The following is a 26035-nucleotide window of genomic DNA, read 5'->3' as shown; positions in this document are numbered from 1 at the left end:
GGCGGTAGGCTGTGCCGCCCCGGCCTGTTGACCAGGCGCCAACCAGAGAAAGGCAGCCTCCCATGCGCATCGGCGTCCCCACCGAGGTCAAGGATCACGAGTACCGCGTGGCGCTCACGCCGGCAGGCGTGGACACGCTGGTTCGCCACGGGCATGAGGTGACCGTACAGGCCGGCGCCGGGCTGGGCGCCGGCATCACCGATGCGGATTACCTCGACGCCGGCGCGGACATCGCCGCCGAGGCGGCCTCCGTCTGGGGCGACGCCGAAATGATCCTCAAGGTCAAGGAGCCGGTTCCGGCCGAGTTCGGCTACCTGCGCGAGGGCCTGTTGCTGTTCACCTATCTGCACCTGGCCGCCGACCGCGCGCTCACCGAGGCCCTGCTGGCGAAGCGGGTCACCGCCGTCGCCTATGAGACGGTCGCCACCGACGACGGCGGTCTGCCGCTGCTCGCCCCCATGTCGGAGATCGCGGGGCGGCTCGGGGCGCAGGTTGGTGCAGACGCCCTGCTCGCCCCGGGCGGCGGCTCCGGTGTGCTGCTGGGCGGAGCCGCGGGTGTGCGCCGCGGCAACGTCGTCGTCCTCGGCGGTGGCACCGCCGGCCTGGCCGCCGCCCGCGTGGCGGCCGGCATGGGTGCGGACGTCACCGTCATGGACGTCAACCCGGTCCGCATGCGCCAGATCGACGAACTGACCGGCGGGACGGTCCGCACGCGCTTCTCCACCCCGCTGGATGTGGCCGGCGCGGTGGCCGACGCCGATCTCGTCATCGGGGCCGTGCTCGTCCCCGGTTCTCGCACCCCCAGACTGATTACTCACGCGATGGTCCAGGCGATGCGCCCGGGCTCGGTGCTCGTGGACATCGCCATCGATCAGGGCGGATGCTTCGAGGACTCCCACGTCACCACCCACTCCGAGCCCACCTACGAGGTGGACGGCAAGATCTTCTACGCCGTCGGCAACATGCCCGGGGCCGTGTCCTACACCTCGACCTACGCACTGACCAACGCGACCCTGCCCTACGCCGTCGCCCTGGCCGACAACGGCTGGCGCGACGCGTGTCGGCAGCGGTCCGACCTCGCCCGCGGCCTGGCCACCCACGCCGGCGCCCTGTACACGGACGGCGTCGGTCAGGCCCTGGACCTCGACGTCGCCGACGTGGTCACTCTGCTGGCCTGAAGACGGCCCATTCCCAGCAAGGCCACAGCGAGTGTTCATACACTCGTCGACATGACCAGCACGAACCACCACAACGGACTTAAAACGGCGGTCCTCATGGGGGGACTGTGGGGGTTGCTGCTCCTGATCGGCTGGCTGCTGGCGCGCGGCACCGGCTCGAGCGTCTGGCTGCTGCTCATGCCCGCGATCGGGGTGGCGCAGACGGCATACTCCTACTGGAACTCCGACAAGCTTGCGGTGCGCTCCATGGGCGCCGTCGAGGTCAGCGAGGCGCAGCAGCCGGTCATGTACGCCGTCGTGCGCGAGCTGTCCACGGCGGCGGGGCAGCCCATGCCCCGCCTGTACGTGGCGCCGACCGTGAGCCCGAACGCCTTCGCCACCGGCCGTGACCCGCAGCACGCCGCCGTTTGCTGCACCCAGGGCATTTTGCAGCTGCTCAATGAGCGGGAGTTGCGGGGAGTGCTCGGCCACGAGCTCTCCCATGTGTACAACCGGGACATCCTGACCGGCTCGATCGCCGCCGGCATCGCCGGGGTGATCTCCTCGATCGCCACCGGCATCATGTGGTTCGGCGGGGGTCGCGACCGCCGCGACTCCAACGCGCTCGTCCTGCTCCTGCTGGCGCTGCTGGCTCCGCTGGCGGCCAGCCTGACCCAGTTCGCAGTCTCCCGCACCCGCGAGTACGACGCCGATCACGACGGCGCGGTCCTGACCAACGACCCGCTGGCCCTGGCCAGTGCGCTGCACAAGCTGGAGACGGGCGTGGCCGCCGCGCCCATGCCGCAGGACCCGCGCCTGGAGCCGGTCAGCGCCATGATGATCGCCAACCCCTTCGGTCGGGTGAAGAGCCTGTTCGCCACCCACCCGCCGATGGCCCAGCGCATCGCCCGTCTGGAGCAGATGGCCGGCTACTGATTCGGCGGCGTGGCGCGGCCGCGGTGCCTAGGCCGGGGGGGATCAGGGCTGCTCGGTGCCCAGACAGAACACGATGTCGTTGGTGTCGTCTCCGGTCAGGCTTCCCAGGTTGGGTTCGGTGCTGGAGCTGTAGAAGTCGAAGTTCCACACGTACCAATAGTCGTATGCGTCATCATCGACGCCGGCGTTGTAGCAGGCGTCAGGCCATGTCTCCATTTCGGAGTCCTTGACGTCGGTGAGTACCTTCAAGACCTCACGACTCCCGGTAGTGCAGTCCTGCGCCGTGGCCTCCCGGGTGGACTCGTTGATGTGCAGGCAGTCGCCCTCCTGTACGCCGGCCAACGAGATACTCGGGTCCTCGTTCACGCCGATCAGGCACAGGTCTTCATAGACGGTGGTTGTACCTGCCACGGTGGTGCAGTCGGCTCCGGCGGCCGCGGTGACCTTGTAGGCGGCGTCGTCGGCGTCACAGTCCGTGACGTGGACCTCGCTGCTCTTTTTGCCCTCCGGTTCCTGGATGCACTCCCCGGTGGCGGCCTTGGTGGCGGGGGTGGGACGATTGAGCGAAGTCACGCCGATGATGACGCCGATGATGATGATCAACGGCACTGCGATCACAATCGTGGGGATCCGGCGTTTCTGGCGCGTGGGCTGTTGGGGCTGCTGCATGGGAGCGCCGGGTGTCGGCGTCGACATCCCGGGTTGCTGCTGACCGTACGGGGCCTGTCCGTACTGGGACTGGGGAGCGGGCTGCTGGTTGGGGCCGTAGGGGGACTGAGGTTGCGACATGGCAACGACTCTAGAACGCATCGCGTCAAGATGGGGCTGGACGTGGCACCGGCGTCGCTGTGAGCAGGGTCCTATGGCGGCGATTGGCGTGCGCCGCCGTCGGCTTGCTATCCTTCCACGGCACCGAGCGAGGACGTGAGGTCGTGAGAACGGCCTACGACGAGCCCGGAGCCCGGCGGGTTGCCCGAGCGGCCAATGGGAGCTGACTGTAAATCAGCCGCAGTATGCTACGGGGGTTCGAATCCCTCACCCGCCACCATGGTTGCGGCGTTTGCGCGCACGCAGTCAGACCCGCCCGCAAGGCGGGGCCGCGGTGAGCGAAGCCACGGCGAACGGAGTTGCGTGTGCGAATCCGATCTGCCTAAAGTTCCGCTCGTTGCCCCGATAGCTCAGTCGGTAGAGCGTCTCCATGGTAAGGAGAAGGTCAAGGGTTCGAATCCCTTTCGGGGCTCTGATACTGCGGGGGCCTACGGGCCCCTGACGTGTCATCTGGCGAGGTAGCTCAGCTGGTTAGAGCGCACGACTCATAATCGTGAGGTCGAGGGTTCGAGTCCCTCCCCCGCTACGCAAGTTCGAGCATGGCACCCCAAGGGCCGCTCGAGGATCACTGAGAGGAGAGTTACGTGGCTAAGTCCAGCGACGTTCGCCCCAAGATCACTCTGGCGTGCTCGGAGTGCAAGGAGCGCAACTACATCACCAAGAAGAACCGCCGGAACACCCCGGACCGGCTGTCTCTGTCGAAGTTCTGCCCGCGCTGCGGCAAGCACACGGAGCACCGCGAGACCCGCTGATCATGGCGGCGCCCTCCGCGCGCACAGGCCCCGACGACTCCAGGTCGTCGGGGCCTTGCTGTACCTCCACGACGGCGACTCCGGGTGCCGCGACGGCCGCGGACATGGCCGCCGTCATAGCGCGCGTACTCATGCACACAGCGCCGACCCCTGGGCGCGAGACGGTCGCCACCGCCCGGTCCGCGCCGTGGTCCCGTGCAACCGGCGCGGCGCAGCAGCTTCTGCCCGCAGTCCTGGCACTGGGGCGGCTGACCGAGCACCTGGTCAGCGACGGCGCCTTCGAATCGGACAGCGCCGGGCAACGGCCGCCTGAGCGCCCCATGGAGACGGGCGCGGCCGGCCTCATCCACCGCCGCTGTCGGATCGCCCCGGTCGGCGCCCAGGCTCCCGACGATCGCCCCCAGGAGCCGGGTGCCGGAGGCGCCGAGGTCGGCCTTCGTCGAACTGCTCGCGGCGGCTGGGAACTGCTGCAGGGGGCGGTCGTCGTCCGCGACGCCGGACCCGCCTGGCCCGCTGGCGCCCGCGTGACCCACGACCTGGCCCGCCGCACACCGCCGACCGCCCCTCCCGTCCCCACCGGTCCGCACCCGCCGGGTGCCGACACCGATTCGGCGCTCCGCGACGTCGATACGCCCGGGACCCTCACCATCACGGCTGCGGACGTGCGCGCCTGGGCCGACGCCACCGGCGATCACAACCCCATCCACCTCCACCCCGGTGCCGCCCACCGAGCCGGGCTGGCCGTGGGGGAGCAGGAACTCGTCGCCCACGGCTTGCTGTTGGGCGCACTCAGCCTCGCCCTCACTCCCACGACCGGCGTCGTCGACCTGCGCTTCCCCGGCCCCGCCGCACTGCCGGGCGGCGGGGCGGCCCGACTCGGCGTCCTCCCCGCCGGCGGCCTCACCATCGCCGGGCGCACCGTGCTGGTGCGGCGCTGAGCGGGCTCAGCGCGCCGGCGCGGACCACAGATCGGTCCAGGTGATGCCCAGGCGGGCCAGCAGGCGCCGCAGCAGCGGCAGAGAGATGCCCACCACACCGTGCGGATCCCCCTCGACGCCGTCGATGAAGGCGCCGCCCAGGCCGTCGATGGTGAAGGCGCCCGCACACCACAGAGGCTCCCCGGAGGCGATGTAGGTGTCGATCTCGGTGTCGCTGGGGGAGCCGAAGTGCACGATCGTGGAGGACACGCCCTCGGCGGTGGCCGCATCGCGTGCGCGCACCAGACTGTGACCGGTGTGCAGGGTGCCGCTGCGGCCGCGCATCGTCAGCCAGCGCTCGCGGGCCCGCTGCGCCGTGCCGGGCTTGCCCACCACCGCGCCATCGATCTCCAGCATGGAGTCACAGCCGACCACCACCAGGTCCGGGTCCGCCTCCACCGCGGCGGGCGGGAGGCCACCGGCCACATCCAGCGCCTTTGCCCGCGCCAGCGCCTGCACCTGCTCGGTGGGCGTGGGGGCGGGAGCATCGGCGGCCGCGTGGGCGTCGGCGAGGTCGGCCAGGACGCGGGATTCGTCGACGTCCGATACCAGCACTTGCGGATCGACACCGGCTGCGCGCAGGGTCGCCAGCCGACCGGTGGACTGAGATGCCAGAACAAGCACGGGCTCAAGCCTAGATGAGTAAGTCAGGGGTGTGGTTCGTGACCGTAGGGCGTAGTACGGGAGCGTCGGGGCAAGCCCCGGTGTCTGCGTGCGCGGCTGTCGACCCGCCCGTTGGACCCCTGTTCCCCCCGTTGGACCCCTGTTCCCCCGTTGGACCGCCGTAGCCGCCGGTTACAGCGGTCCAACGGGGCGTTGGCGGTCCAAGGGGGCGTGGGCGGTCCAAGGGGGCGTGGGCGGTCCAACCGGAGCGGTGCCAGGCCCACAGGGGCAAGCCCCGTGGCATTTTCACGCCACCCGTGATACCCCGAAAGCCTCACTCCATCCCACACACCACGACAACACCACCACGCCAACACCACCCCGACTAACGCAACACGAACTAGCGCCGGTCTGCACGCAAGGGTGATCCGAGCAGACTCGGCTGACCGCCGTTTTCCCCTGGAAATACGCGGAAGTGGTTTCGCGGCCCGAATCCGGTGACATCGCTCCAGTGTGCAACGAGGCCCTCGTTGCACACTGGAGCACTGTCATGACACCAGGGCCGCAGGTCAAATCCGCACAATTCCGCGGATTCTGTCGCGGCGCTCACTTCTGGAGTGTGCAGACTCACCACAGGGACTCGAACAACACCACTGGGCCAGGCGCCCCGGCCGCCGAGTGGGCGCACCAATCACACCGACGACCGGCCCCAACACCGGCGCTCAAACACCCCCTGACACCACCACCTCGGCCGTACCTTCAACCGACCTCGGTGCTCGCATAGGCTGGTGGCATGACCGCCTGCTCCCCGTTCAGCCGGCTCGTGGTGGTGGAGCGCACCGGCTCGACCAACACCGACCTGCGGCTGGCGCTGACCGGCCCCGACGGCGCCCTCGACCCCGCCGCGTCCGCCGCCTGGCCCCACCTGTCCGCCCTGCGGGCCGTCGCCCAGACCGCCGGCCGTGGCCGCGCCGACCACACCTGGACCACGCCGCCCACCGGTGCACTGACCGCCTCGATCGTGGTGCGGCCGCTAGTGCCCGCCGCCAGCCTGGCCTGGCTTCCGCTGCTGGCCGGCCTCGCCGTCGCCCGCGCCCTCGCCCCCCGCCTGGAATCGACCGGCTGGAGCGTGGCCACCAAGTGGCCCAACGACGTCGTCGCCGTGCCCACCCCTGCGGCGTTGGCGCCCGCGGAGGTGCCGGGGTGGGGGACCAGCCGCAAGGTCGCCGGCATCCTCACGGAATTGATCGGCGCGCCCGGTGGCAGCGAGGCCTCCGACTCCGCCGCCCCGGCCCGCCGGGGCGAGGCACCCGCCGTCGTCGTCGGCATCGGCATCAACCTCGCCCAGCCCGCCGCGCAGCTGCCGGTGCCCTGGGCCGCCTCCCTGGCCTCACTCGGCGCCCCCGCACCCGCGGCCGCGGCGGTCTTGGAGGACTGCGGACGCCACCTGGCGGAGCTGCTCGCCGACTGGGAGGCGAGCAACGGCGACCCGGACGCCGGCGCGGGCGCGCTGGGGACGCAATTGCGCGGCGCCTGCGCCACCCTCGGACAGAGCGTGCGCGTCACCGGCCCCGCGGAGACCATCACCGGCACCGCCGTCGACCTCGCCCCCGGCCTGGTCCTGCAGGTGGGCGACGGCACCGGTGCGCGCCGCGTCGTCGTCACCGCGGGGGAGGTGACGGGCGTGCGTGCGGCGGATGTGAGCGACGGCGAGGCCGGCCGAGCCGGCGGTGCCTGACCGGAGTTTCGAATCCTTCTGTTTGCTCTAACGATTGATCGCGTGCGTGTGATGTGCGCTACTCTTGCGCGGTGACCCATCAGCAGACGCCCGGCCCGAGCACCCCCGCCGGGGACTCCGATCCCGGCGAGGCCGCATCCATAGCGGGCGCCCCGGCCGACGACGCCTGGGCCACGGTTCGCGGTCACGAGCAGCGGCTACTGCAGGGGACCCCCAGCCTGAGCCTGCGGCAGATCGCCGACCGCGCCGGCACCGGGATGGATCTGGCCCGCCGCTTCTGGCGCGCCATGGGCTTCGCCGACGTCGACCCCGACGAAATCTGCTTCACCGATCAGGACGCCGTAGCCCTGCGCACCATCGCAGACCTGATCGACGAGACCGACGACGGCCTGCCGTCCGCGCACGCGCCCGGGGGCGGGCTCGCCGCCAGTAGCGTCCTGGAACTGTTGCGCGCTCAGTCCTTCACCATGGACCGGCTGGTGCTCTGGCAATTGGAAACCCTCGTCGCCGACATCTCCCAGCGCCTGCACCTGGACGACACTGCCGCGCGGCTGGTGGCCCTGGACCACATTGACGAGATGATCGACTCCCTGTCCCAGCAGTTGATCTACGTGTGGCGCCGGCACCTGGCGTCGCTGCTGGACCGCACCGACTCGGAGGTCTCCCGCCGGGGCCGGGAGGACGCCGGACCCGACTTCTACCCGCTGATCCGCTCCCTGGGCTTTGTGGACATCGTCTCCTTCACCCAGCGCGCCCAGACCATGGGCAGGCTGGAGCTCTCGGAGATGCTCGACGACTTCGAGTCCACCGCCCGCGACGTGGTCACTTCCCGCGGCGCCCGTGTGGTTAAGACCATCGGGGATGCGGTCATGTACATCGCCGACGATCTGACCACGGCGGCCGACGTCGTCACCGCGCTCGTCGATGAGCTCCAGTCGGGCCCGGAGATGATGCGGGTGCGCGCCAGCCTGGTGCAGGGACGGGTCGTCTCCCGCTCCGGGGACGTCTTCGGTCCGCCTGTGAACCTCGCCTCCCGGCTGGTGGACACCGCCGAGCCCGGTGGCATCCGCATGGATGAGGCCACCGCCATGGACATTCTCAACGGCCCGGACGCCCACAAGTACACGGTTCACCCCTGCCACGAGGTGGTTGCCAAGGGATTGGGCAACGTCACCCCGTGGGCGCTCGCCCTGGCCTGAGGCCCACCGATCCCGGGTATTCGCCCCGTCCTGAGGCGGGACACCTCCTGCGCGGGGAGGATGACGCCTGCCGCCTTGGTCGCATACGATCCTGCGCATGACGACTGTGCTTCTCGTTGAGGACGACCCCGCCATCTCCGAGCCGCTCGCCCGCGCTTTCGGCCGTGAGGGCTATGAGGTCCACGCTCACGGCACCGGCAAGGGCGCCCTCGAAGACCTGGACGGGGCGGACATCATCGTCCTCGACCTCGGCCTGCCCGACATCGACGGCCTGGACGTGGCCCGGCAGGTTCGCGCCCAGGGACTGACCATCCCCATCCTCATGCTCACCGCCCGCAGCGAGGACACCGACCTGGTGGTTGGCCTCGACGCCGGCGCGGACGACTATGTGACCAAGCCCTTCCGCCTGGCCGAGCTGCTCGCCCGCGTGCGAGCCCAGGTGCGGCGTGCCTCCGGGGAGGCGATCGAGGAGGAGCTGGTCGCCGGGAACATCCGTGTGGACATCGCCGCCCACCGCGCATTCGTCGGCGGGGATGAGCTCCAGTTGACCACGCGGGAGTTCGAGCTGCTGCGCGTGCTGGTGCGCGGCGGCGGCCAGGTGCTGCCCACCGAGGACATCCTCAAGGAGGTCTGGGGCGAGGACCCGACCGGCACCGAGCACACGCTGGCCATGCACATCACCTGGCTGCGCCGCAAGCTGGGTGACGACGCCGATGCCCCGGCACTGCTCGTGGCCGACGGTGCCGGATACCGTTTGGCGGTCTGACCGAACGCCGGATCCGGAACCGACCACAACTCAAAGCGACCGTCTGTGAAGGCAGGGACAATGCAACGCCGAGCGATGCAGATGACCATGGCGGCGGTCTCCGTCGCCGTCCTCCTCCTGGGGGTGCCGTTGGGCGGAGCATGGATCACCGTCGCCCCCCGAGCCTCCTCCGACGGTGAAGACCACCTGCGGGTCATCATGGTCGTGGTACTGACCACGGTCGGTCTGGCAGCGGTGGCGCTGGTGGCCGCCTACATCGTCGCGGCCAGGGCGTCGCGGCGCATCAGCGCCCCTCTGATCTACCTGGCGGCCGAGGCCGAGCAGCTCGGATCCGGGCAGGTGCGCCCGCGGCTGCGTTCGTCCGGCATCGAGGAGATCGACCTGGTGCAGGCCGAGCTGGTGCGCAGTGCCGAGCGCGTGGCCGGTCGTATCGCCGCCGAACGCCAGTTCGCCTCCGACGCCTCCCACCAGCTGCGCACGCCCCTGACGTCACTGAGCCTGCGTCTGGAGGAGATTGAGCTGCTGTCCACGCAGGAGGAGGTGCGCGAGGAGGCCCGCGCCTGCATTGAGCAGGTGGACCGGCTCGCCGGCGTGGTGGAGGATCTGCTGCGCATTTCCCGGCGCACCGGCGGCGGCACCACCGAGGCGCTGCACCTGAAGGACCTGTTCGACCAGCAGCGCGAGGAGTGGGAGCCGGCATTCCACGAGGCGGGACGCGAGATCACCTTCACCGACGAGGTCGGCATGCCGGTGCTGGCCACGCCCGGGTCGCTGGCACAGGTGCTGGCCACCGTCATTGAGAACTCGCTGCGCTACGGCGACGGCACCACCAGTGTGAACGTGCGCAGCGCCAACGGTGGGCACGGCGTCTTCATCGACGTCGCCGACGAGGGTGAGGGCGTGGCCGAGGACATTGCCCCGAATGTGTTCGAACGCAACGTCTCCGGGCACGGCTCCACCGGCGTGGGGCTGGCGCTGGCCAAGGATCTGGTGGAGGCCGACGGCGGGCGCATCGAACTGTCTCAACGCAAGCCCGCCGTCTTCTCGATCCTGCTCAACGCCGTGCCCAAGTCCCTGGACCCCAACAATGTGCTGCCCCGGGGCGCGCTGGTGAGTGTGGGCCGTAGGCGGCGACTCTGAGCCCATTCCTACGCGCCCCGGGCGGCGTGGTCAGAGGATGAACGGGGCGATGAGGAAGCCCAGGGCCACGCACACGATGATGGATGCGGTGCCCGGCAGCACGAAGGGGTGGTTGAGCACCATCTTGCCGACGCGCGTGGAGCCGGTGTCGTCCATCTCCATGGCGGCGACCGTCGTCGGGTAGTTGGGCAGCAGGTAGTAGTTCGCCACCGCCGGGTAGGAGGCCACCAGCGCCGTCCCGGGCAGGCCGAGCGCCACCATGAGCGGCATGAACGCGCGGGTGGTGGCGGCGTGGGAGAACATCAGCGGCGCGGCGAAGTAGAAGAACACCGCCACCAGCCAGGGGGCCGCCTGGAACGGGCCGGACAGGGCGTTGGAGATGGTCTCCTCATACTGGTTGACGAAGGCGTTGCCCAGCCAGGCCAGACCGAGGATGCACACGGCGGCGGTCATGCCGGCGCGGAACGTGTCCTGGGAGGCGATCTGGGTGGTCGGCTTCTTCGCGGCGGTGCAGATGATCGCGGCGGTGGCCAGCATGATGGTCATGATCGCCGGGGTGGAGCCCATCGGCGGGTCGGACATGATGTTTAGTTCGGGGGAGGAGATGGTGGCGTAGGCGACCACCGCGATGAGGGCACCCAAGAAGATGAACAGGCTGGGCACCGCGCTGGGGGCGGCCTGGTAGTCGGAGGCCGCGGCGGTGGAGGGCTTGACCAGGCCCTTGGCCTTCCGCTCGATGTAGACCGGGTCGTCCTCCAGCTCGCTGCCCTGGAAGTAGGCGACGACGGCGCCGACCATGCAGCCGATGAAGGTGGTGGGGATGACGATGGCCAGGCACTGCAGGTAGCCGATGTTGATCGGCTCCAGGGCGACGACCAGGGCCACCATGGCCGCGGAGATGGGGGAGGCGGCCACGCCCACCTGGGAGGCGACCACGGCGATGGACAGTGGCCGTGAGGGGCGGATGCCGTGCCCCTTGGCCACGTCCACAATGACGGGGATGACGGAGTAGGCGGTGTGTCCGGTGCCGCACAGCAGCGACATCAGGTAGGTGACGATTGGCGCGAGGAAGACGATCTGCTTGGGGTGCTTGCGCAGTAGCACCTCGGTGAGGTGGACCAGGTGGTCCATGGCTCCGGCGAGTTGCAGCGCCGCAACCGTGCAGATCACCGACATGATGATGCCGATGACCTCCCAGGGGGCGTCATCGGTGGAGGTGTGCACGCCGGTCAGTACCAGCACCAGGATGCCGGCGCCGCCGGCCAGACCGATGCCGACACCGCCCATGCGGGCACCGATGATTATGAACAGTAAGACGACGGCCAGATGGAACCAGATCATCGTGGTCTCCTTTCGGGGTGGGGGCCAGAGCTGCCGTCGGCCGGCTTTCCGCGCAACGCCTGCGTTGTCTTCACCGGTGCTGGCCTGGCAGGGACTCAGTCAGGTGTCGTTGGGAGAAGCGGTAGGAGGATGACGACAGCCTGATGTGATCGTAGCCATACTCGGTTTGCCGTGTGCGAGTTTTGAGTGCTCGGATGTGTCAGCTTTTGGTTGTCGTTGGCCTGATAACAGTGGCGCTCCGCGTGTGAGAATCGGCCATGCTGGTCCCAACGTGGCAGTATGTAGGCGCCCGCGCGCATTCGGCGTGCGGAACGAACCGGAGGAGTGTGCGTGGAGACCGACACCTTAGTGAGGTGCCTGTGAGCGGCAGCGCGCGTCCCCTGCGCATCGGCATTATGGGCGGCACCTTCGACCCGATCCACCACGGCCACCTCGTGGCGGCCTCTGAGGTACAGGACGTCTTCAAACTGGACGAGGTCATCTTCGTGCCCACTTGGGCGCAGCCGTTTAAAAAGGACCGGCGCGTCTCTCCGGCCGAGCACCGCTATCTGATGACGGTAATCGCGACCGCATCGAACCCGCGCTTCACGGTCTCTCGGGTGGACATTGACCGGGGTGGCACCACCTACACCATCGACACGCTTCACGACATCATGGCGGAGTACCCGGGCGCCGAGTTGTACTTCATCACCGGTGCCGACGCCCTCGCCCAGATCCTGACCTGGAAGGACAACGAGGAGATCCTCTCCCTGGCGCACATGGTGGGGGTGACGCGACCCGGTCACGTGCTCACGGACACGGGTCTGCCCGCGGACAAGATCTCTCTGGTGGAGGTGCCTGCAATGGCTATTTCCTCCACCGACTGCCGCGAGCGGGTCAGCCACGGCGGTCCCGTTTGGTATTTGGTGCCCGACGGCGTCGTCCAGTACATCCGCAAATATGGTCTTTACCGCGTGGCCGAGCGGTCGGCGTCGACGACGTCGATGACCGCCCACGTAGCGCGCGAGCAGTCCCTGAGGAAGGAGAGCGAAGGTGAGTGAGAACACCGACGTCAACCAGTCCGAGTCCGGCTCGGGGGCTGCCCCGCGTCGCAGCCGTCGTGCCATCCGGGAGGCGGAGCGCGCCGCCGAGCGTGAGGCGATGCTGACCGGGCAGCAGCCGCTGCTCACTCGCCGGGAGATGCGGCGCCTGCGTGAGGAGGCGGAGGCGCTGCAGCAGGCGCTTGAAGCCGGGGAGATCACTCCCGAGCAGGCCCGCGCCCTCCAGGATCCGTTGGCCGACCAGCCCGTCATCAGTGTGCCTGCGCACGAGGCCACCGGGCAGCACGCCGTCGCCGCGACGCCCGCCGACGCCGTTCCTGCCGAGCAGGCGACGATGCCGACTCCCGCCACCGCCGAGAGCCCGGCCGAGTCGGCGGAGCCTGAGGAGGCCGCGTCCGGGGAGGCTACGGAGGCGGAAGCCGAGGTGGCCGCCGAGTCGGAGCCTGCCTCTGCTGAGCCGGAGGTCAGCGCGCCGGAGCAGGCCGGGGTGCCGGAGGCGGCCGAGTCGAAGGTCGGCGCGCCGGAGGTGAAGGAAGCCGGCGCCGACGCCGGCTACGAGGCAGATTCTGAGGTTGCCCGCAAGGCTGAGGTACCGGCGGAATCCAAAGCCGCGTCCCCCGCGCAGGCCGAGTCGTTCGGCCAGGCCGCGTCGCCGTCGGCCCCGACCCCGGCGCAGACCCCCGCTGAGGAGCCCGCAGCCGTGGAGGCTCCGGCCGTCGAAGGAACGGCTGCATCCGCGGGCGCCTGGCCGGTGACGGGTGTGCCCGGCGCTCCCTCCCCGCAGGCGGCCGACACCGCCCTGACCGACGCGCAGAAGGAAGAGATCGCCAGCCTGCCGACCGGGGTCCTCGAGGCGGTTGACGCCCCGATCGTGGACGTGCAGCCGGATACGGCGGCCCCCATCCCCACGCGCCGCTCCCTGCGGCACCGGCACGTCGCGGAAGAGTCCGACCAGACCGCAGACGACCAGTCCGCCGACGACCAAGCCGCCGAGCCCGTCGCGGAGGACGAAAAGCCCGCCGTGGAGGACGAAGAGCCGAAGGTGCCGACCCGCCGCCCGATCGTCCGCATTCCCGCCGCCGCCCAGGGTGTGCGCACGGTGGACACCGACACCGGGGAGCTCAGCACCGTCCAGCCGGTGATTCAGCCGGACGCGGCGCTGCAGGTCTCCCAGGACGCCGCGGGCGAGGACCGCGAGGACGAAGCCGAGGACGTCGAGGTTTATGGTGGCATCGACAACCCGCAGTGGCGCTCGCTGACCGACGCGGACGCGGCCGGCTCCGAGGCCGCGGACCAGGCCAGGACCGAAACCGCCGCGACCACGGCCCCGGCGCTGGCCGAGGCGGAGTCGACGCGGCGCCAAGCGGTGCAGGCACCGGCCGAGGCGAGCTCGGCGCCGACGTACGCCCAGGCCGAGGGCGGTTCGCGTGCGGGACGCACGCTGCTGATCGTGCTGCTGGCCGTGGTGATCGCGCTGGTTGTGCTCGCCGTGGTGTGGTTCCTGCGCCACAACGGCATCATCGGCTCGCTGCCGCAGGTGCTCGATATTTGGACGCATCTGCTCGTCTAGCCCGGCGCAACCAACTCGCCGGTACCACGCTCCGCTGCGGACGTCGGCTTGGCCACACTAGGCCGCCTGCGTGCTTCATGCCGCGAGTCGGCCCGTAGAGTGGTGGGCCAACACCGATGTCTCAGCCGGAGAAGGAGCCCCGTGCCCGCTACTGAACACGCCGTCGAGCTGGCCGCCGTCGCGGCCCGCGCCGCCACCGAGAAGAAGGCGGACAGCGCCGTCGCCATTGACGTATCCGAGCGTCTGCCTTTCGCCGACATCTTCCTGATCGTGTCCGCCGCCAACGAGCGCCAGGCGCGCGCCATCGTCGACGCCGTCGAGGAGGCCATGTTCAAGGCGGGCGCCAAGGCGCGATCGCGGGAGGGGCTCGAGGAGGCCCGCTGGGTGCTCCTGGACTACGCCGACGTCGTCGTGCACGTGCTGCAGGCCGAGGACCGTGAGTACTACGGGCTCGAGCGCCTGTGGAAGGACTGCCCGCTGGTGCCTCTGCCCGAACTCGCCTCGGAACCGGCCCAGGCCTGAGATGACTACCAGACTCATCCTGTGGCGGCACGGCCAGACCGACTACAACGCCCATGCGCGCGTGCAGGGGCGCGTCGACATTCCCTTGAACACGATCGGCCGCGAGCAGGCGCGCTCCGCCGCCTCTGGACTCGCCGCGCTGGAGCCGGTGCGGATCGTCTCCTCCCCGCTGTCTCGTGCCCAGGAGACGGCGCGTGCGCTGGCCGACCTGGCCGGCATCGATATCGAACTGGATGAGGGCCTGCTGGAGCGCTCCTTCGGCCGCTGGGAGGGACTCTCACGCGTCGAGATGGAGAGCCAGTGGCCCGAGGCCTATGCCGCCTGGAAGCGGGGCGAGGACCCGGCCGACGTCGGGGTGGAGACCCGACAGGCGGTGTCGCTGCGCGTGGGGGGCACCCTGGAACGCATCCTGGAGGAGACTCCGCGGGCCGACGACGACCAGACCGTGGTGGTCGTCTCCCACGGCTCGGCGATCACGCTGGGCATCACCCACCTGTTGGGGCTCGACCCCTCCGCCTGGTTCGGGCTGCGCGGCCTGGACAACTGCCGCCACGGGGTCGTTGTACCGGGGGAGCGAGTGCCCGGGTGGACGCTCGCCGAGTGGAACGTGCAGTGAGCGGTGCGGGTGCGCACGGGCGGGGTGCGCCCACCGGCGAGTCGCTGTCGGCCGGTGAGTGATGCCGGCGTGCACTGGCGGGTGAGGCACGGCACGCGTTTTTGATTTGCTCGAGGACCGTCTGACTCCGTAGAGTTTGGGCGTCGCCCGCGAGGGCGAGACCCGTAAGGGGCTATGGCGCAGTTGGTAGCGCGCTTCCATGGCATGGAAGAGGTCGGGGGTTCGAATCCCCCTAGCTCCACGATCACCGCCGCCAGTGGCGGGCCGATCACCCTTTCGGGGCTATGGCGCAGTTGGTAGCGCGCTTCCATGGCATGGAAGAGGTCGGGGGTTCGAATCCCCCTAGCTCCACCCAGGTTTCGCCTCCTTCAGGCCCGGATCGTCGGCGCGAATGTCCGGATTCGGCAGTAACGACGCCGACGCTCTGTCGGGTCGGTTGCAGATCCGCATGATTTCAAGGTTCCTTCGGGCGTGCCCGCGCGCCCCGAGCTCGTTCGTGCCGATTTTGGACACTTTCCCGCCGGAGGGGCGATCGCGGCGGGCCGGGTTATCGGCGTGAGTGCGGCGTTCCGCCGTGCGGCGTGTGTTTTCCGCCGCGCCTGGGGCGTGGCCTGGCCGCCGGGCCGCGTGGCGGGGGGCTGACACATCGGGCAGAGCCGTGCTCACGGAGCCGTGAGCTCAGTCCTCGGCCGGCTCTTCCACTCCGCGGATGGCGAGCGCAGCCGCTGGATTGACCAGCCGGACCGTGAACGCCTCGACTTTCCCGCACCACGCCAACTAAAGCCCTGATTTTAAGCAGCATGCTCACCCCGATAACGCTAAGGCCGCCAGATTCGTGTCGGAGGCGCCTGACAGCATGATGCTCGTGAACAGGAAGAGCTCCGGGGAGATCCTCAAGGGACTGTGGGCGATACGTGTGCGGGCCGGTGCCGCCGGTCGGCGCACATGGCGGCCAACACCGTCGCTCGAGGGTCGCTTCCCTTGCCTAAGGGCGGTCTACGCTCACGATCGTAGACCGCGACAGCTCGCCCCTGATCACAGCCACAGTCAACACAACCGTTTAGGAGACAATGATGACTACTGAACTTACGCTGGACGCCCTGCGGAGCAAGCTCGCAGACCCGGAGTGGGCCGCGATCCGCGTGGAGGCCAGCTACCAGCCCAGCGGCGGGCCGGGCACGCGCGTGTATCCGCCAACCTTCCCAACTGAGGGAGACAAGGAGTCCCCGTATCTGTCAGAAGATCGTTGGCGTGACGGTGAGAAGCGCAGGGTGGAGGTTCTCGATCAGGTGTCGGCGCAGGCCAACCGCTGTGAGGAGGCCGAGGCGAGGGCCTGGCGCCAGGGGACGGTCCGCATGCCCATGTTGCGGATGTGGCACGAAGGCGCGGCGAGCCTCGAGCTCATAGGTCTGGAGGCCCCGCACCGCGCCTTCGACGCCTACTGGCGCGACTGCGAGCTCGACGGCGTCAAGTTCGACCGGACCGAGATCGGCAAGGCGATCCTGGCGGCCTCCTTGGTGGATGCGACCGCGTTGCTGGAATACGATCCCGCCACGCTCGTCTATGGAGGCTGGAACTCTCATCGCAAGGGGCGGCAGGCGAAGTTCCCGCGCCTGTACGCCAGCGAGATCATCGGCTGGGACCCTGTGGCGGGGGTGCGCAAGGCCGGGCGCATGGACCCCGTGAACCTGACCGGATCGCGCAGCGGTGACGGCGATAACTGGACCTACTCGCCAGCGAGCGACAAGAAGAAGGACACCAAGCTCAGCGAGATTGGGCACGGCAATATTGCCCCGAAGAAACCCATCCACGGCGGCGTCACCATCTCCGAGGCGACTCGCACCGCCGTCCTCAGCCTTACCGCCACCCGGCGCCTCGGCTTCGGCTCCCTGGAGCCTGCGGCCGTCCAGGCCGCCCGGGCCCTGCTCGTCGCATTCGGGCTCCTGGGCGACCGTCTCGCCTTCGGCGATGCCGGCCTGTGGCTGCGCAGCGGCTGCGACCTGGTCATGCAGACCGAGCAGTTGGAGTGGGTCGGCCGCGGCGGCGTGGCGGAGTCATTCACGCTGTCCCCGAGCGCGGCGGTCCAGTTGTACGAGGACGCAATGCAGGCGGCCCTGGACGCCGGAGTGCCGCTGCACCTGGAGACCGTGGAGCTGAAGCCCAACGAGTCCCTGGCTAAGGCAATCGACTTCAGCCTGACCAAGGCCGAGTCCACGGGAGAGTGACATGCCCCTCCGCTTGGACATTTCGCTCCTGAGCGAGCGCTACGACGCCGGTGGAGGGGAGGACCCGCGACTGGCGGAATGGCCTCCCCACCCGGCCCGGGTCTTTGCAGCCCTGCGGTCCGTCGCCGGCGAGGAGGAACTGGAACCGCTCGCCGAACTGGAGTGCCTGGCGCCGCCGCTGATCCATGCGTCCCCCACCACCTCGGTGGGTGAGCGGCGCACCCGGGGATACGTCGTAACAAACGTACGCGCCAATAAGGGCGGGCATCAGACCCACCCCGCGCGCACCGCCGGATTCCGGCAGCGCACCAGTAGCCTCCCCGAGGATGCGCGCGTCCAATTCGACTGGGTGGATGACAGCTCGCTGTCCGATGACGTCGTGGCCGAACTCGACCACCTAGCCCGGCGGGTGCCGTACCTCGGTCGCTCGACGTCGTCGGCAACACTCGCCTTCAGCCGGGTAGACGATCCAACACCGCTGCCAGGCCTGACCACCTACGAGCCGACGGCGGGACGCGGCCCTCTGAACATCCGCGTGCCCTACCCCGGCTACCTCGATGAACTCAACGCCCTGTATCGGGAGGATCAACCCGCATGGCAGGCCGCCGGTCCGCGTTCGCGCCGCTTCTACCGTGAGGCCGGGGCAGTTCAGACCAGTGATGAGATCAGTGAGGAGATCTCTGCCATGGACGTATTCAATTCCCCCTACCCGGACCTGGTCATTCTCAGATTCGAGGAACTGCGACCCTCCGGCAACTTGGTTTCCATTTTCACCGAGGCCCTACGACGCAAGGTCATGGGGCAGACGCAGGACCCACTGCCTCCCGCACTGCACGGACACGGCACCCCCGGACTGCCGCATGTGGCGTACCTGGGGCTACCCTTCGTGGGCAACGAGCACGCCGACGGGCAGCTCATGGCCCTGGCTGTGGCGATCCCCGGGCTGGAGCATGATGAACGCCTGCGCATCCTGCGGGGCATTCTCGGGAATGACCCCGAACGGGACGTCCTGCTGCGCGTAAACGGATTCAAACAGAGTTTTCGGCTCCGGTACGCGCCGGATGAGACGCGGCCCTTCACTTCCACCGTCGAGCGCTGGACGGACCCCGCGCGGACGTGGGCGACGGCCACGCCCCTGGTGCTGGATCGCTACCCGAAGGACGGCGACCTTGCCGCGGTGGTGGCCGAGTCCTTCGTCAACGCCGGCCTGCCGGAACCGCGTGGAGTTGAGGTGAGCAAGGAACCGCTGATGGACGGGGCCGTGCGGCTGAGACCGCAGGAGTTGCCCAAGCGGTGTCAGGGGCGCCTGTACACGCATGCGCGCGTGACCTTCGACCGTCCCGTGCGCGGGCCGGTCCTGGCCGGTGCGGGACGCTACTTCGGCGTCGGGCTGTTCGCTCCCGAGTATGAGGAGGAGCGGCGATGAAGGCCACCGATTTCGCGAAGTTCATGCGGGAAGTGCATGGGCATGACCCGTTCCCCTGGCAGTCCGCCGTGGTCGAGCAGGCTGTGGAACAGGGCACTTGGCCCGCGGTCGTGGATGTGCCCACCGGGCTGGGCAAGACCTCCATGCTGGATGTGGCCGTGTTCCTCCTGGCGCTGAGCGCCGGAGGCGACGCTCCCGCAGGCCTGGGGCGGCGTCGCATCTTCCTGGTGGTGGACCGCCGCATCGTGGTCGACCAGGCCGAGGCTCATGGGCGGCACGTTGCGGACGCCCTGGAAAAGGCTACTGAGGGCGAGGTCCGCTTCGAGGTGGCTCGGAGACTACACGGCCTCGCGGGAGATGCGGACGAGGACCACGCACTGCGGGTGGTGAAGATGCGCGGCGGAGCGACGTGGGATGCCGCCTGGCTGCCGCGTCCCGACTTGCCCGCCATTATTACCGGCACGGTCGATCAGGTGGGCAGTCGCCTGTTCTTCCGCGGCTACGGGGTCAGCAACGGTCGGCGTCCCATCGACGCCGCACTGGTGGGCACCGACTCGGTCATTATGATCGACGAGGCCCACCTGGCCCAGGCCTTCACCACCTCGCTGGCCTCCGCACATGAGGCGGACGCGACCCACCAGTTGGGACTGCCGGAGAGCTCGGTCATCCACCTGAGCGCAACCAGCGCGGAGAGGCCCGAGAAGAATTCCGATGCCTGGGAGGCCTCATTCGATGAGGACGCGCATCTGCGGAATGAGACCGCCAAACAGAGGCTGACCGCGTATAAGCGCCTTACGCTCGTCGACTCCACGGAGAAGAAGATCGTCAAGGAGATGGCTGCCCGGGTACGGGACCTCCTCAAAGAGCCCGAAAAACCCGATGAATCCCCCAATGAGTCCGAGGGTGACCGGGTGCTGGTGGTGTGCAATACGGTGGCTCGCGCCCGGGAAGTGTATGAGGCGCTGACCACCGGAAGGACGAGGCTGGATGGCGTCGAGGTACTGCTGCTCATGGGGCGCTCGCGTCCGCTGGATCGCGAGGGTATCGCCGCGCGGGTCACCGAGCTGTTCGGCGCCGACCGGAAACCGGGTACGCACAAGGCGGTTCTGGTGGCCACCCAGACCATTGAGGTCGGCATCGACCTCGATGCCACGGATATGGTCACCGAGACCGCCTCTTGGGACGCCCTGGTACAGCGCTTCGGCCGGGTCAACCGGCGGGGTGACCGCGAGTCGGTCTCCATCACGGTGCTGGAGGACGGTGCCAAGAAGCCCCCCGTATACGGTCCCGCCAAGGTGGCCACGGCCGACTTCCTTCGCGAGGTCGCGCAGGATGGGCTGGATGTGTCACCGTTGGCGCTGCGCCACCTGGAGGTGCCCGATGGGCTGAGCGCACCACGGCCCCTGCTGCCGCTGCTGCTGCCCGCTCATCTGGATGCGTGGGCGAGGACAAACCCGGCGCCGACCAATGATCCGCCGGTCGACCCCTACCTGCACGGAATCGACAAGTCCACCCCTCCTGTCACCATCGCCTGGCGGGCCGGGCTGGTGCGGCGCAACGAGGGGGCGGACGGCGAGGACACGTTGGAACTGCTGTCGTACGCCGGGTCTGTCGCGGATGCCATCCCGCTACGGAGCGAGGAGTGCGTGGAGGTGTCGTTCATGGCGGTACGTGCCTGGCTGCAGGAGGGCAAGTCGGAGGATCTGGCCGACGTCGATGACTACGACGACTTCGATGACGTCCCCTTCAGAGACGACGACAGCGACCGGCAGGTGCTGCGTCGCCGGGCCGACGGTTGGTGGGAGCCAGTATCGGCTCCTGACCTGCGGCCGGGAGACACGATTATCGCCCCGTGCGAGTACGGCGGCCTGGACCGCTTCGGCTGGAACCCCTCCAGCAAGGAGACCGTCAAGGACGTTTCCGAACTGGCCTCCCTTAGACGTGGGCAACCAATGTTGCGTCTGGATTCCGACCCGGGGAGCCGACTGGGGCTGCAGCCCATGGAGGGGCTGAGCGGCCTGGTGGCCGACTGGCGCAATGCGGTGGATCCGGAGGATCGCCAGACCTATCAGGATCGTCTTCATGGGGCGGCGCGTACGTGGCTGGAATCCCAAGAAAGCGATCCGGAAGAGCCATGGACGCCGGACGATATGGCGTACTTGAAAAAGGCGCTGTTGAGCGACGATGCATTTGTCTCCTCCAACGTCGATCAAAGACGTAAGAACAGAAAACGTCGGCCTTCCGACCGCAGGCAGGAGGAGCAGGAGGAGCCGATCCCGGTGCTTCGCGGTGTCGTTCGCGCAGACGACTGGCGCGGTGTTGGCACCAGGGGTGGCCGTGCGAATGCCGTGGATGCCGACCACACTACGACTGCACCCGCCTGGCGCGCAGTCGATGAGTCGGATGTGGCGGACAGCTCCAGCCTCAACCAGCGCGTGACTCTTGCGGAACATCTGACGGCGGTGGGTGAGCGCGCCCGACAGATCGCCACCAACCTGGGGTTGCCGGATGAACTGCGGCGCGTCGTCGTTGACGCGGCACGCTGGCACGACCTGGGCAAGGTGGACCTGCGCTTCCAGGCCATGCTGTTCGACGGCAGCCGGATCGCCGCTGAACTCGCCCGGGAGCCGCTGGCGAAGTCCGGTATGCCGCCCGGGGACCGGGACCGGCATCGACGCGCCCGACGCCTCAGCGGCCTGCCTCGCGGCGCCCGGCACGAGGCCTGGTCAGAGGCGATCGTAGCGGCTCATCTGGAGGGGCTCGCGGAGTCGTATCCGGGTGACGCCGAGCTGCTCCAGCACCTTATCGCCAGCCACCACGGTCACGCCCGGCCCTTCCTGCCGCCCGTTGACGACCGGGGAGATGGCGTTCTACGCGCGGCGATTGGTGAGGTCGCCGTCGATGTGCCCCTGCCGGTTGGGCTGCACCTGGCCGACGCGGATCGATTCGCCCGGCTCAATGACCGTTACGGCCGGTGGGGCTTGGCACTGCTGGAGGCAGTGGTGCGCTGCGCCGACATGACCATTTCCTCGGAGGGATCATGAACCAAGTCAAACTGCCCGCGCTGGTCGGTGAATCGCCGCTGGCCATTCTTGCCGCGATCGGCACGCTCCGGTTGATCCATGACTTCGTCGATGAAGGCGCTCGGCTGTCCTGGGATCCTGCGGATCGGGCACCGGTGCTGCATTCGAAACTGCCATCGGTCGACGCCGTCGCCGAGGAACTGGCGGAGATCGTCGCCGAGATGCCCGACGATGTGGTCGTGCCCGGAGGGCCAGCGGGGTTTCCGCTGGAAAGGATAGGCACAAAAGGGTCAGATCCAATGCGGCCGTTGCCCGGAGGTATGGCGGATTTATTTGCGACTCTAACCGCAGGATCATGCGAATCAGAGGTTGACACGGTTGCGATTTGGATGGGGAGTCTCGTAACTGATCTCGTGTTTAGGAAGCCAGCAAAGAAAGGTGAGTCGCCGGTCGGCATGGTAAGCCAGTTCATTGCGGGCGCTGGACAACAAACCATAGCAACGATGCTTGAAAAGTCGCATGAAAGTGTGCGTTCCCACCCGGAGTATCTGTATCAAGCCCTTGCTGGGTGGCGCAGGGTCGAGGGTGTGACCGGCGAGTACCTGGATCATCGTGCGATCTGGAGTGCAACGGATGATCCTCGAGGTCAGAACGGGAAAATGCGCGGTGTTCCAGGTGCGACGTGGCTTGCGCTCATGTCCTACCCGCTGTGGACCACCACGGCCGCTGGAAAGCAACCCCGCACAAGTGGCTGGCACACTGCCGACCGTCGTCGGCAGGAACTGCGGTTGCCGCTCTGGCAGGAACCGCTTGGTCCGGCGGCGATAAAGGCGCTTGTTGAGCATCCGGTTCTCGAAGGCAAAGGGGAGACGAAGACACTGGACGCCGCTGCTCTCCGCCTGCTCGGGATCTTCCATGTGTGCAATGCGCATCGCCGCCAGACAGACGGCGGCAAATCTGCGGGCGTATTGGTGCCGGTGTCATGAGCGTCGACGTCATCAGACCGGACCTGCCGGGCCTGCCGGAGACAGTCCCCGCGCGCATGCTGAATGAGTTCGTGTACTGCCCCCGCTTGTTTCACCTCTAACCTCACCGAGGCTCGGCCTGGCCACCCGACTGGACCTGGTGGAGGATGGCGGGGACGGCACCGTCGTTCCGGTTGACTACAAGAAGGGACATCCGAATCGAGATGGTCGCGCCTGGCCCAGCGACCGGATGCAGTCCCTGGTCCAAGCGCTGCTGCTTCGCGAGGAGGGCTACGCCGTCGAGTGGGCCGAGATCTGGTACGCCGAGACCCGACAGCGAGTGCACATAGCCGTGGACGATGCGGCAATGCAGGAGATCACGGATACCGTAGCGCGCGCATGGCGGGTGGCCTCCGATCCGGTCGCGCCTCCGCCGCTGCGTGACAGCCCGAAGTGCGCCCGCTGCTCCCTGGTGGGCATCTGCCTGCCCGACGAGCTGGAGGCGCTAAAAACGCCACCAAGGCAGCGACGTCCATTGAAGCGTCTAATGGCGCCGGTGCTGGAAGGGCGCCCGGTGTACGTGACGTTGCAAGGCGCCACGGTGGGGGTACGCAGCGACCGCCTCGAAGTCCGATCCTCCGGCGAGCTGCAGGCGAGCTATCGGCTGATAGATGTCAGTCAGGTGTGCGTGTTCGGGAACGTGACGGTATCGGCACAAGGTGTCAGGGCGCTGCTTTCCCGCGATATTCCGGTATTGTGGTTCAGCTATGGAGGCTGGTTCTCCGGCATGGCCGAGGGGCTGCCGGGCAAGAACGTAGACCTGCGGATCGCACAGTTCCGCGCCTCCGAGGAGCAGCAGCTTGAGATCGCGCGCCGGATGATCTCCGGGAAGATCCGCAACAGTCGCACGATGCTGCGTCGCAACGCGCGTGCTGAGCTGGGGCGTGTTGGTGACCAGCTCAAGGAACTCGCCATCCAAGCAAGGCAGGCAGACTCTCCGCAGCAACTGCTCGGCATTGAGGGGACGGCTGCCCGCCTGTACTTCGCGAGTTTTCCGGCGATGGTCGGGAAGGGCTCGCGTGTGGATGTCAGCGATTTCCAGGGGAACGGGCGCACGCGTCGACCACCTAAGGACCCACTCAACGCGCTGCTGTCCTTCTGCTACACACTGCTCGTGAAGGACCTGACGGTGACGCTCTCGGGTATCGGCTTCGACCCGTACTACGGAATGTTCCACAGGCCGCGGTTCGGTCGTCCGGCCTTGGCCTTGGACCTGGCGGAGGAATTCCGGCCGCTGATTGCCGAGAGCGTCGTATTGCAGGTGCTGAACAATGGTGAGGTGGGTCCACGCGACTTCCGCAGTCGTGCCGGCGGCTGCATGCTGGAGGCGAGCGGCCGCAAGGCTGTACTCAGAGCATACGAACGCCGACTGGACCAGGAGATCACTCATCCGCAGTTCGGCTACAAGGCCAGCTACCGCCGAGTCATGGACATCCAGGCTCGGGTGTTGGGTGCCGTCGTGCTGGGGGAGTTGGACGAGTACACGGCGATGGTGACCCGATGAAGACGAACCGACGCAGGTACCTCATTGCTTACGACATCCGCAAGCCGGGGCGGCTGCGTCGCATCTGCAAACTGATGGAGGCTAACGGTGAGCGGCTGCAGTACTCTGTATTCATCTGCGACCTGACCCGCAGCGAGCTTGTCCACTTGCGTGCCGACGGTGAGAGGATCATGAACCTTGATGAGGATTCGGTGGTGATTGTGGATCTGGGTGAGATCGGCGAGGATCGCTTCACGTTCGTTGGGCGTCGCCGGGGGTTGCCTACGCGGGAGGCGCAGGTTGTCTAGCGAGCGCTCGGGTGCCGGTCGGATTCCTGGGGAGCGCTCGAATTCGCGGTATGGCGGGGTTTTCTGGTGGTTGACGCTCGATGCGGCGCGATCGGATCTGGCGTTTCTGAGCCAGCGCTCGCGAGACCGCGTTGAATCGTTGACGTGCCGCGGCGTATTCTGCGAGCTGGTCTTCCCGGCCTTCAGGGCCGGGCTCCATTGAGGCGCGGCCCTAGCTACACGCTTTTGTGCCCTGGCGTGCGTCTTCCCGGCCTTCAGGGCCGGGCTCCATTGAGGCCCGGACGGTGATGTTCAGGCGTTCCTCGCAAGAGCGGGTCTTCCCGGCCTTCAGGGCCGGGCTCCATTGAGGCGAAGGCATCCCCTGTAATCAGGCCGCTTTCGAAGAGTCTTCCCGGCCTTCAGGGCCGGGCTCCATTGAGGCCACGAAGGTGGGTTGGACCGTGAAGGACACCGGCGTGTCTTCCCGGCCTTCAGGGCCGGGCTCCATTGAGGCTCCCACACGACTAACGGCGGCTCGAGCGCCTTGATGTCTTCCCGGCCTTCAGGGCCGGGCTCCATTGAGGCGTGCGGCCCGGATGGCGGCGAGGAGTGCCTGCCGGGTCTTCCCGGCCTTCAGGGCCGGGCTCCATTGAGGCTTCGACGGGTAGGGTCTTGGCGTGCTGGACGCTGGGTCTTCCCGGCCTTCAGGGCCGGGCTCCATTGAGGCGTCGTAGTGGACGGTGACCTGTGCCTTCGCGTCCGGTCTTCCCGGCCTTCAGGGCCGGGCTCCATTGAGGCCCGCATGAGGATGGCCAGTAAGTTGAGCACGGACAAGTCTTCCCGGCCTTCAGGGCCGGGCTCCATTGAGGCGTGCCCAAGCGCACGACGCAGGAGTACTGCACGGCCAGTCTTCCCGGCCTTCAGGGCCGGGCTCCATTGAGGCGCCAAGACCAACCCGGGCCAGGCGGAGGCGAAGCCGCGTCTTCCCGGCCTTCAGGGCCGGGCTCCATTGAGGCGCCAAGACCAACCCGGGCCAGGCGGAGGCGAAGCCGCGTCTTCCCGGCCTTCAGGGCCGGGCTCCATTGAGGCACGGCGAGTGTCAGCCCCTCGGGGAGGACGCCGGTCTTCCCGGCCTTCAGGGCCGGGCTCCATTGAGGCTTGACACTCCCCGCGTAGTCACGCTCCGAGCGCTGCCCAGTCTTCCCGGCCTTCAGGGCCGGGCTCCATTGAGGCGCGTCGGGGTCGAAGGTCAGGCTGAACACTTTGGCAGTCTTCCCGGCCTTCAGGGCCGGGCTCCATTGAGGCCCCCAACGATGGTGATCATGCGAACACCATCTCCCGGTCTTCCCGGCCTTCAGGGCCGGGCTCCATTGAGGCCGTC

Annotated in this window: 21 protein-coding genes, 5 tRNA genes and 1 CRISPR repeat array (1 of these 27 running past the window's edge); of the genes, 23 read left to right on the top strand and 3 right to left on the bottom strand. The window is 68.3% G+C overall.

The features are described 5' to 3' along the window. Nucleotides 1–62: 62 nt before the first annotated feature. Nucleotides 63–1178 (top strand): alanine dehydrogenase, encoded by a 1116-nt coding sequence (ald, locus tag ACGLYG10_RS09300; protein WP_073330893.1) that lies wholly within the window; start codon nucleotides 63–65, stop codon nucleotides 1176–1178. A 51-nt stretch (nucleotides 1179–1229) separates the two neighbouring features. Next, a complete protein-coding gene (gene htpX, locus ACGLYG10_RS09295) occupies nucleotides 1230–2093 on the top strand; it encodes a zinc metalloprotease HtpX (protein WP_073330890.1) in 864 nt (287 codons plus the stop codon). Nucleotides 2094–2135: 42 nt separating this feature from the next. On the opposite strand, the gene ACGLYG10_RS09290 is transcribed toward htpX, so the two are convergent. Then, nucleotides 2136–2882, bottom strand: coding sequence for a hypothetical protein (locus ACGLYG10_RS09290; protein WP_139240938.1), 747 nt, complete (start codon nucleotides 2880–2882; stop codon nucleotides 2136–2138). A 174-nt stretch (nucleotides 2883–3056) separates the two neighbouring features. On the opposite strand from ACGLYG10_RS09290, the gene ACGLYG10_RS09285 reads away from it, so the two are divergent. The 5 genes from ACGLYG10_RS09285 to ACGLYG10_RS09265 all read left to right on the top strand — a co-directional run bounded on the left by ACGLYG10_RS09285 (nucleotide 3057) and on the right by ACGLYG10_RS09265 (nucleotide 4611). Then, nucleotides 3057–3141, top strand: a tRNA-Tyr gene (locus ACGLYG10_RS09285). Between the two features lie 119 nt (nucleotides 3142–3260). Further along, nucleotides 3261–3333 (top strand) — tRNA-Thr (locus ACGLYG10_RS09280). Between the two features lie 40 nt (nucleotides 3334–3373). Next, nucleotides 3374–3447, top strand: a tRNA-Met gene (locus ACGLYG10_RS09275). A gap of 58 nt (nucleotides 3448–3505) precedes the next feature. Further along, nucleotides 3506–3673 (top strand): 50S ribosomal protein L33, encoded by a 168-nt coding sequence (gene rpmG / locus ACGLYG10_RS09270; protein WP_073330885.1) that lies wholly within the window; start codon nucleotides 3506–3508, stop codon nucleotides 3671–3673. Nucleotides 3674–3777: 104 nt separating this feature from the next. After that, nucleotides 3778–4611, top strand: a complete 834-nt coding sequence (locus tag ACGLYG10_RS09265) for a MaoC/PaaZ C-terminal domain-containing protein (RefSeq protein WP_073330883.1) — start codon at nucleotides 3778–3780, stop codon at nucleotides 4609–4611. Between the two features lie 6 nt (nucleotides 4612–4617). On the opposite strand, the gene ACGLYG10_RS09260 is transcribed toward ACGLYG10_RS09265, so the two are convergent. Beyond that, nucleotides 4618–5274: a Maf family protein gene (locus ACGLYG10_RS09260; protein ID WP_073330880.1), complete on the bottom strand. Its 657-nt coding sequence runs from the start codon at nucleotides 5272–5274 to the stop codon at nucleotides 4618–4620. A gap of 772 nt (nucleotides 5275–6046) precedes the next feature. On the opposite strand from ACGLYG10_RS09260, the gene ACGLYG10_RS09255 reads away from it, so the two are divergent. From ACGLYG10_RS09255 to ACGLYG10_RS09240, 4 genes are all read left to right on the top strand, one after another. After that, on the top strand, nucleotides 6047–6991 hold the full coding sequence (locus ACGLYG10_RS09255; RefSeq protein WP_073330878.1) for a biotin--[acetyl-CoA-carboxylase] ligase: 945 nt from the start codon (nucleotides 6047–6049) through the stop codon (nucleotides 6989–6991). A gap of 140 nt (nucleotides 6992–7131) precedes the next feature. Next, on the top strand, nucleotides 7132–8190 hold the full coding sequence (locus ACGLYG10_RS09250; RefSeq protein ID WP_073331392.1) for an adenylate/guanylate cyclase domain-containing protein: 1059 nt from the start codon (nucleotides 7132–7134) through the stop codon (nucleotides 8188–8190). Nucleotides 8191–8287: 97 nt separating this feature from the next. Then, a complete protein-coding gene (locus ACGLYG10_RS09245) occupies nucleotides 8288–8956 on the top strand; it encodes a response regulator transcription factor (RefSeq protein WP_073330876.1) in 669 nt (222 codons plus the stop codon). A 60-nt stretch (nucleotides 8957–9016) separates the two neighbouring features. Then, nucleotides 9017–10096: a sensor histidine kinase gene (locus ACGLYG10_RS09240; RefSeq protein WP_073330874.1), complete on the top strand. Its 1080-nt coding sequence runs from the start codon at nucleotides 9017–9019 to the stop codon at nucleotides 10094–10096. Between the two features lie 30 nt (nucleotides 10097–10126). Here the strand turns inward: ACGLYG10_RS09240 and ACGLYG10_RS09235 are convergent, their stop codons facing one another. Next, complete coding sequence (locus ACGLYG10_RS09235) at nucleotides 10127–11437, bottom strand: anaerobic C4-dicarboxylate transporter family protein (protein WP_073330872.1); 1311 nt, start codon at nucleotides 11435–11437, stop codon at nucleotides 10127–10129. Nucleotides 11438–11796: 359 nt separating this feature from the next. Between ACGLYG10_RS09235 and nadD the strand changes: the two genes are divergently transcribed. The 12 genes from nadD to cas2 all read left to right on the top strand — a co-directional run bounded on the left by nadD (nucleotide 11797) and on the right by cas2 (nucleotide 24675). Next, nucleotides 11797–12477: a nicotinate-nucleotide adenylyltransferase gene (gene nadD / locus ACGLYG10_RS09230; protein WP_073330869.1), complete on the top strand. Its 681-nt coding sequence runs from the start codon at nucleotides 11797–11799 to the stop codon at nucleotides 12475–12477. Beyond that, nucleotides 12470–14047 (top strand): hypothetical protein, encoded by a 1578-nt coding sequence (locus ACGLYG10_RS09225; RefSeq protein ID WP_073330867.1) that lies wholly within the window; start codon nucleotides 12470–12472, stop codon nucleotides 14045–14047. The genes nadD and ACGLYG10_RS09225 overlap by 8 nt, the downstream gene beginning before the upstream one ends. Nucleotides 14048–14188: 141 nt before the next feature. Then, nucleotides 14189–14569: a ribosome silencing factor gene (gene rsfS / locus ACGLYG10_RS09220; protein WP_073330864.1), complete on the top strand. Its 381-nt coding sequence runs from the start codon at nucleotides 14189–14191 to the stop codon at nucleotides 14567–14569. 1 nt (nucleotide 14570) lies between these two features. Then, a complete protein-coding gene (locus ACGLYG10_RS09215) occupies nucleotides 14571–15185 on the top strand; it encodes a histidine phosphatase family protein (RefSeq protein WP_073330863.1) in 615 nt (204 codons plus the stop codon). A 168-nt stretch (nucleotides 15186–15353) separates the two neighbouring features. Then, nucleotides 15354–15426, top strand: a tRNA-Ala gene (locus ACGLYG10_RS09210). 37 nt (nucleotides 15427–15463) lie between these two features. Beyond that, a tRNA-Ala gene (locus ACGLYG10_RS09205) sits at nucleotides 15464–15536 on the top strand. 722 nt (nucleotides 15537–16258) lie between these two features. Beyond that, nucleotides 16259–17410 (top strand): type I-G CRISPR-associated RAMP protein Csb1/Cas7g, encoded by a 1152-nt coding sequence (cas7g, locus tag ACGLYG10_RS09200; RefSeq protein WP_073330860.1) that lies wholly within the window; start codon nucleotides 16259–16261, stop codon nucleotides 17408–17410. A gap of 1 nt (nucleotide 17411) precedes the next feature. Further along, nucleotides 17412–18836, top strand: coding sequence for a type I-G CRISPR-associated protein Csb2 (gene csb2 / locus ACGLYG10_RS09195; protein WP_073330857.1), 1425 nt, complete (start codon nucleotides 17412–17414; stop codon nucleotides 18834–18836). Next, nucleotides 18833–21880, top strand: a complete 3048-nt coding sequence (gene cas3g / locus ACGLYG10_RS09190; RefSeq protein ID WP_073330855.1) for a type I-G CRISPR-associated helicase/endonuclease Cas3g — start codon at nucleotides 18833–18835, stop codon at nucleotides 21878–21880. Before csb2 ends, cas3g begins: the two co-directional genes overlap by 4 nt. After that, nucleotides 21877–22845 (top strand): type I-G CRISPR-associated protein, Cas3-extension family, encoded by a 969-nt coding sequence (locus ACGLYG10_RS15980; RefSeq protein WP_139240937.1) that lies wholly within the window; start codon nucleotides 21877–21879, stop codon nucleotides 22843–22845. Before cas3g ends, ACGLYG10_RS15980 begins: the two co-directional genes overlap by 4 nt. A gap of 76 nt (nucleotides 22846–22921) precedes the next feature. Next, nucleotides 22922–24388, top strand: a complete 1467-nt coding sequence (gene cas4g/cas1g, locus ACGLYG10_RS09180; protein WP_348520449.1) for a CRISPR-associated endonuclease Cas4g/Cas1g — start codon at nucleotides 22922–22924, stop codon at nucleotides 24386–24388. After that, nucleotides 24385–24675 (top strand): CRISPR-associated endonuclease Cas2, encoded by a 291-nt coding sequence (gene cas2 / locus ACGLYG10_RS09175; RefSeq protein WP_073330852.1) that lies wholly within the window; start codon nucleotides 24385–24387, stop codon nucleotides 24673–24675. The genes cas4g/cas1g and cas2 overlap by 4 nt, the downstream gene beginning before the upstream one ends. 169 nt (nucleotides 24676–24844) lie before the next feature. Further along, nucleotides 24845–26035: a CRISPR direct-repeat array (repeat unit 36 nt; unit sequence GTCTTCCCGGCCTTCAGGGCCGGGCTCCATTGAGGC) (it continues 1215 nt past the right edge of the window).

The sequence above is a fragment of the Actinomyces glycerinitolerans genome, assembly GCF_900098745.1.
GTDB lineage: Bacteria > Actinomycetota > Actinomycetes > Actinomycetales > Actinomycetaceae > Actinomyces > Actinomyces glycerinitolerans.
Note: the sequence above shows the minus strand (reverse complement) of the source record. Positions and strands in the feature narration are given on the sequence as shown.

What these genes read in the sequence shown, in the direction of transcription:
- ald (WP_073330893.1), top strand. Translation starts at nt 63, where the DNA reads ATGCGCATCGGCGTCCCCACCGAGGTCAAGGATCACGAGTACCGCGTG.
- htpX (WP_073330890.1), top strand. Translation starts at nt 1,230, where the DNA reads ATGACCAGCACGAACCACCACAACGGACTTAAAACGGCGGTCCTCATG.
- ACGLYG10_RS09290 (WP_139240938.1), bottom strand. Translation starts at nt 2,882, where the DNA reads ATGTCGCAACCTCAGTCCCCCTACGGCCCCAACCAGCAGCCCGCTCCC.
- ACGLYG10_RS09265 (WP_073330883.1), top strand. Translation starts at nt 3,778, where the DNA reads ATGGCCGCCGTCATAGCGCGCGTACTCATGCACACAGCGCCGACCCCT.
- ACGLYG10_RS09255 (WP_073330878.1), top strand. Translation starts at nt 6,047, where the DNA reads ATGACCGCCTGCTCCCCGTTCAGCCGGCTCGTGGTGGTGGAGCGCACC.
- ACGLYG10_RS09245 (WP_073330876.1), top strand. Translation starts at nt 8,288, where the DNA reads ATGACGACTGTGCTTCTCGTTGAGGACGACCCCGCCATCTCCGAGCCG.
- ACGLYG10_RS09240 (WP_073330874.1), top strand. Translation starts at nt 9,017, where the DNA reads ATGCAACGCCGAGCGATGCAGATGACCATGGCGGCGGTCTCCGTCGCC.
- ACGLYG10_RS09235 (WP_073330872.1), bottom strand. Translation starts at nt 11,437, where the DNA reads ATGATCTGGTTCCATCTGGCCGTCGTCTTACTGTTCATAATCATCGGT.
- ACGLYG10_RS09215 (WP_073330863.1), top strand. Translation starts at nt 14,571, where the DNA reads ATGACTACCAGACTCATCCTGTGGCGGCACGGCCAGACCGACTACAAC.
- cas7g (WP_073330860.1), top strand. Translation starts at nt 16,259, where the DNA reads ATGACTACTGAACTTACGCTGGACGCCCTGCGGAGCAAGCTCGCAGAC.
- csb2 (WP_073330857.1), top strand. Translation starts at nt 17,412, where the DNA reads ATGCCCCTCCGCTTGGACATTTCGCTCCTGAGCGAGCGCTACGACGCC.
- cas3g (WP_073330855.1), top strand. Translation starts at nt 18,833, where the DNA reads ATGAAGGCCACCGATTTCGCGAAGTTCATGCGGGAAGTGCATGGGCAT.
- ACGLYG10_RS15980 (WP_139240937.1), top strand. Translation starts at nt 21,877, where the DNA reads ATGAACCAAGTCAAACTGCCCGCGCTGGTCGGTGAATCGCCGCTGGCC.
- cas2 (WP_073330852.1), top strand. Translation starts at nt 24,385, where the DNA reads ATGAAGACGAACCGACGCAGGTACCTCATTGCTTACGACATCCGCAAG.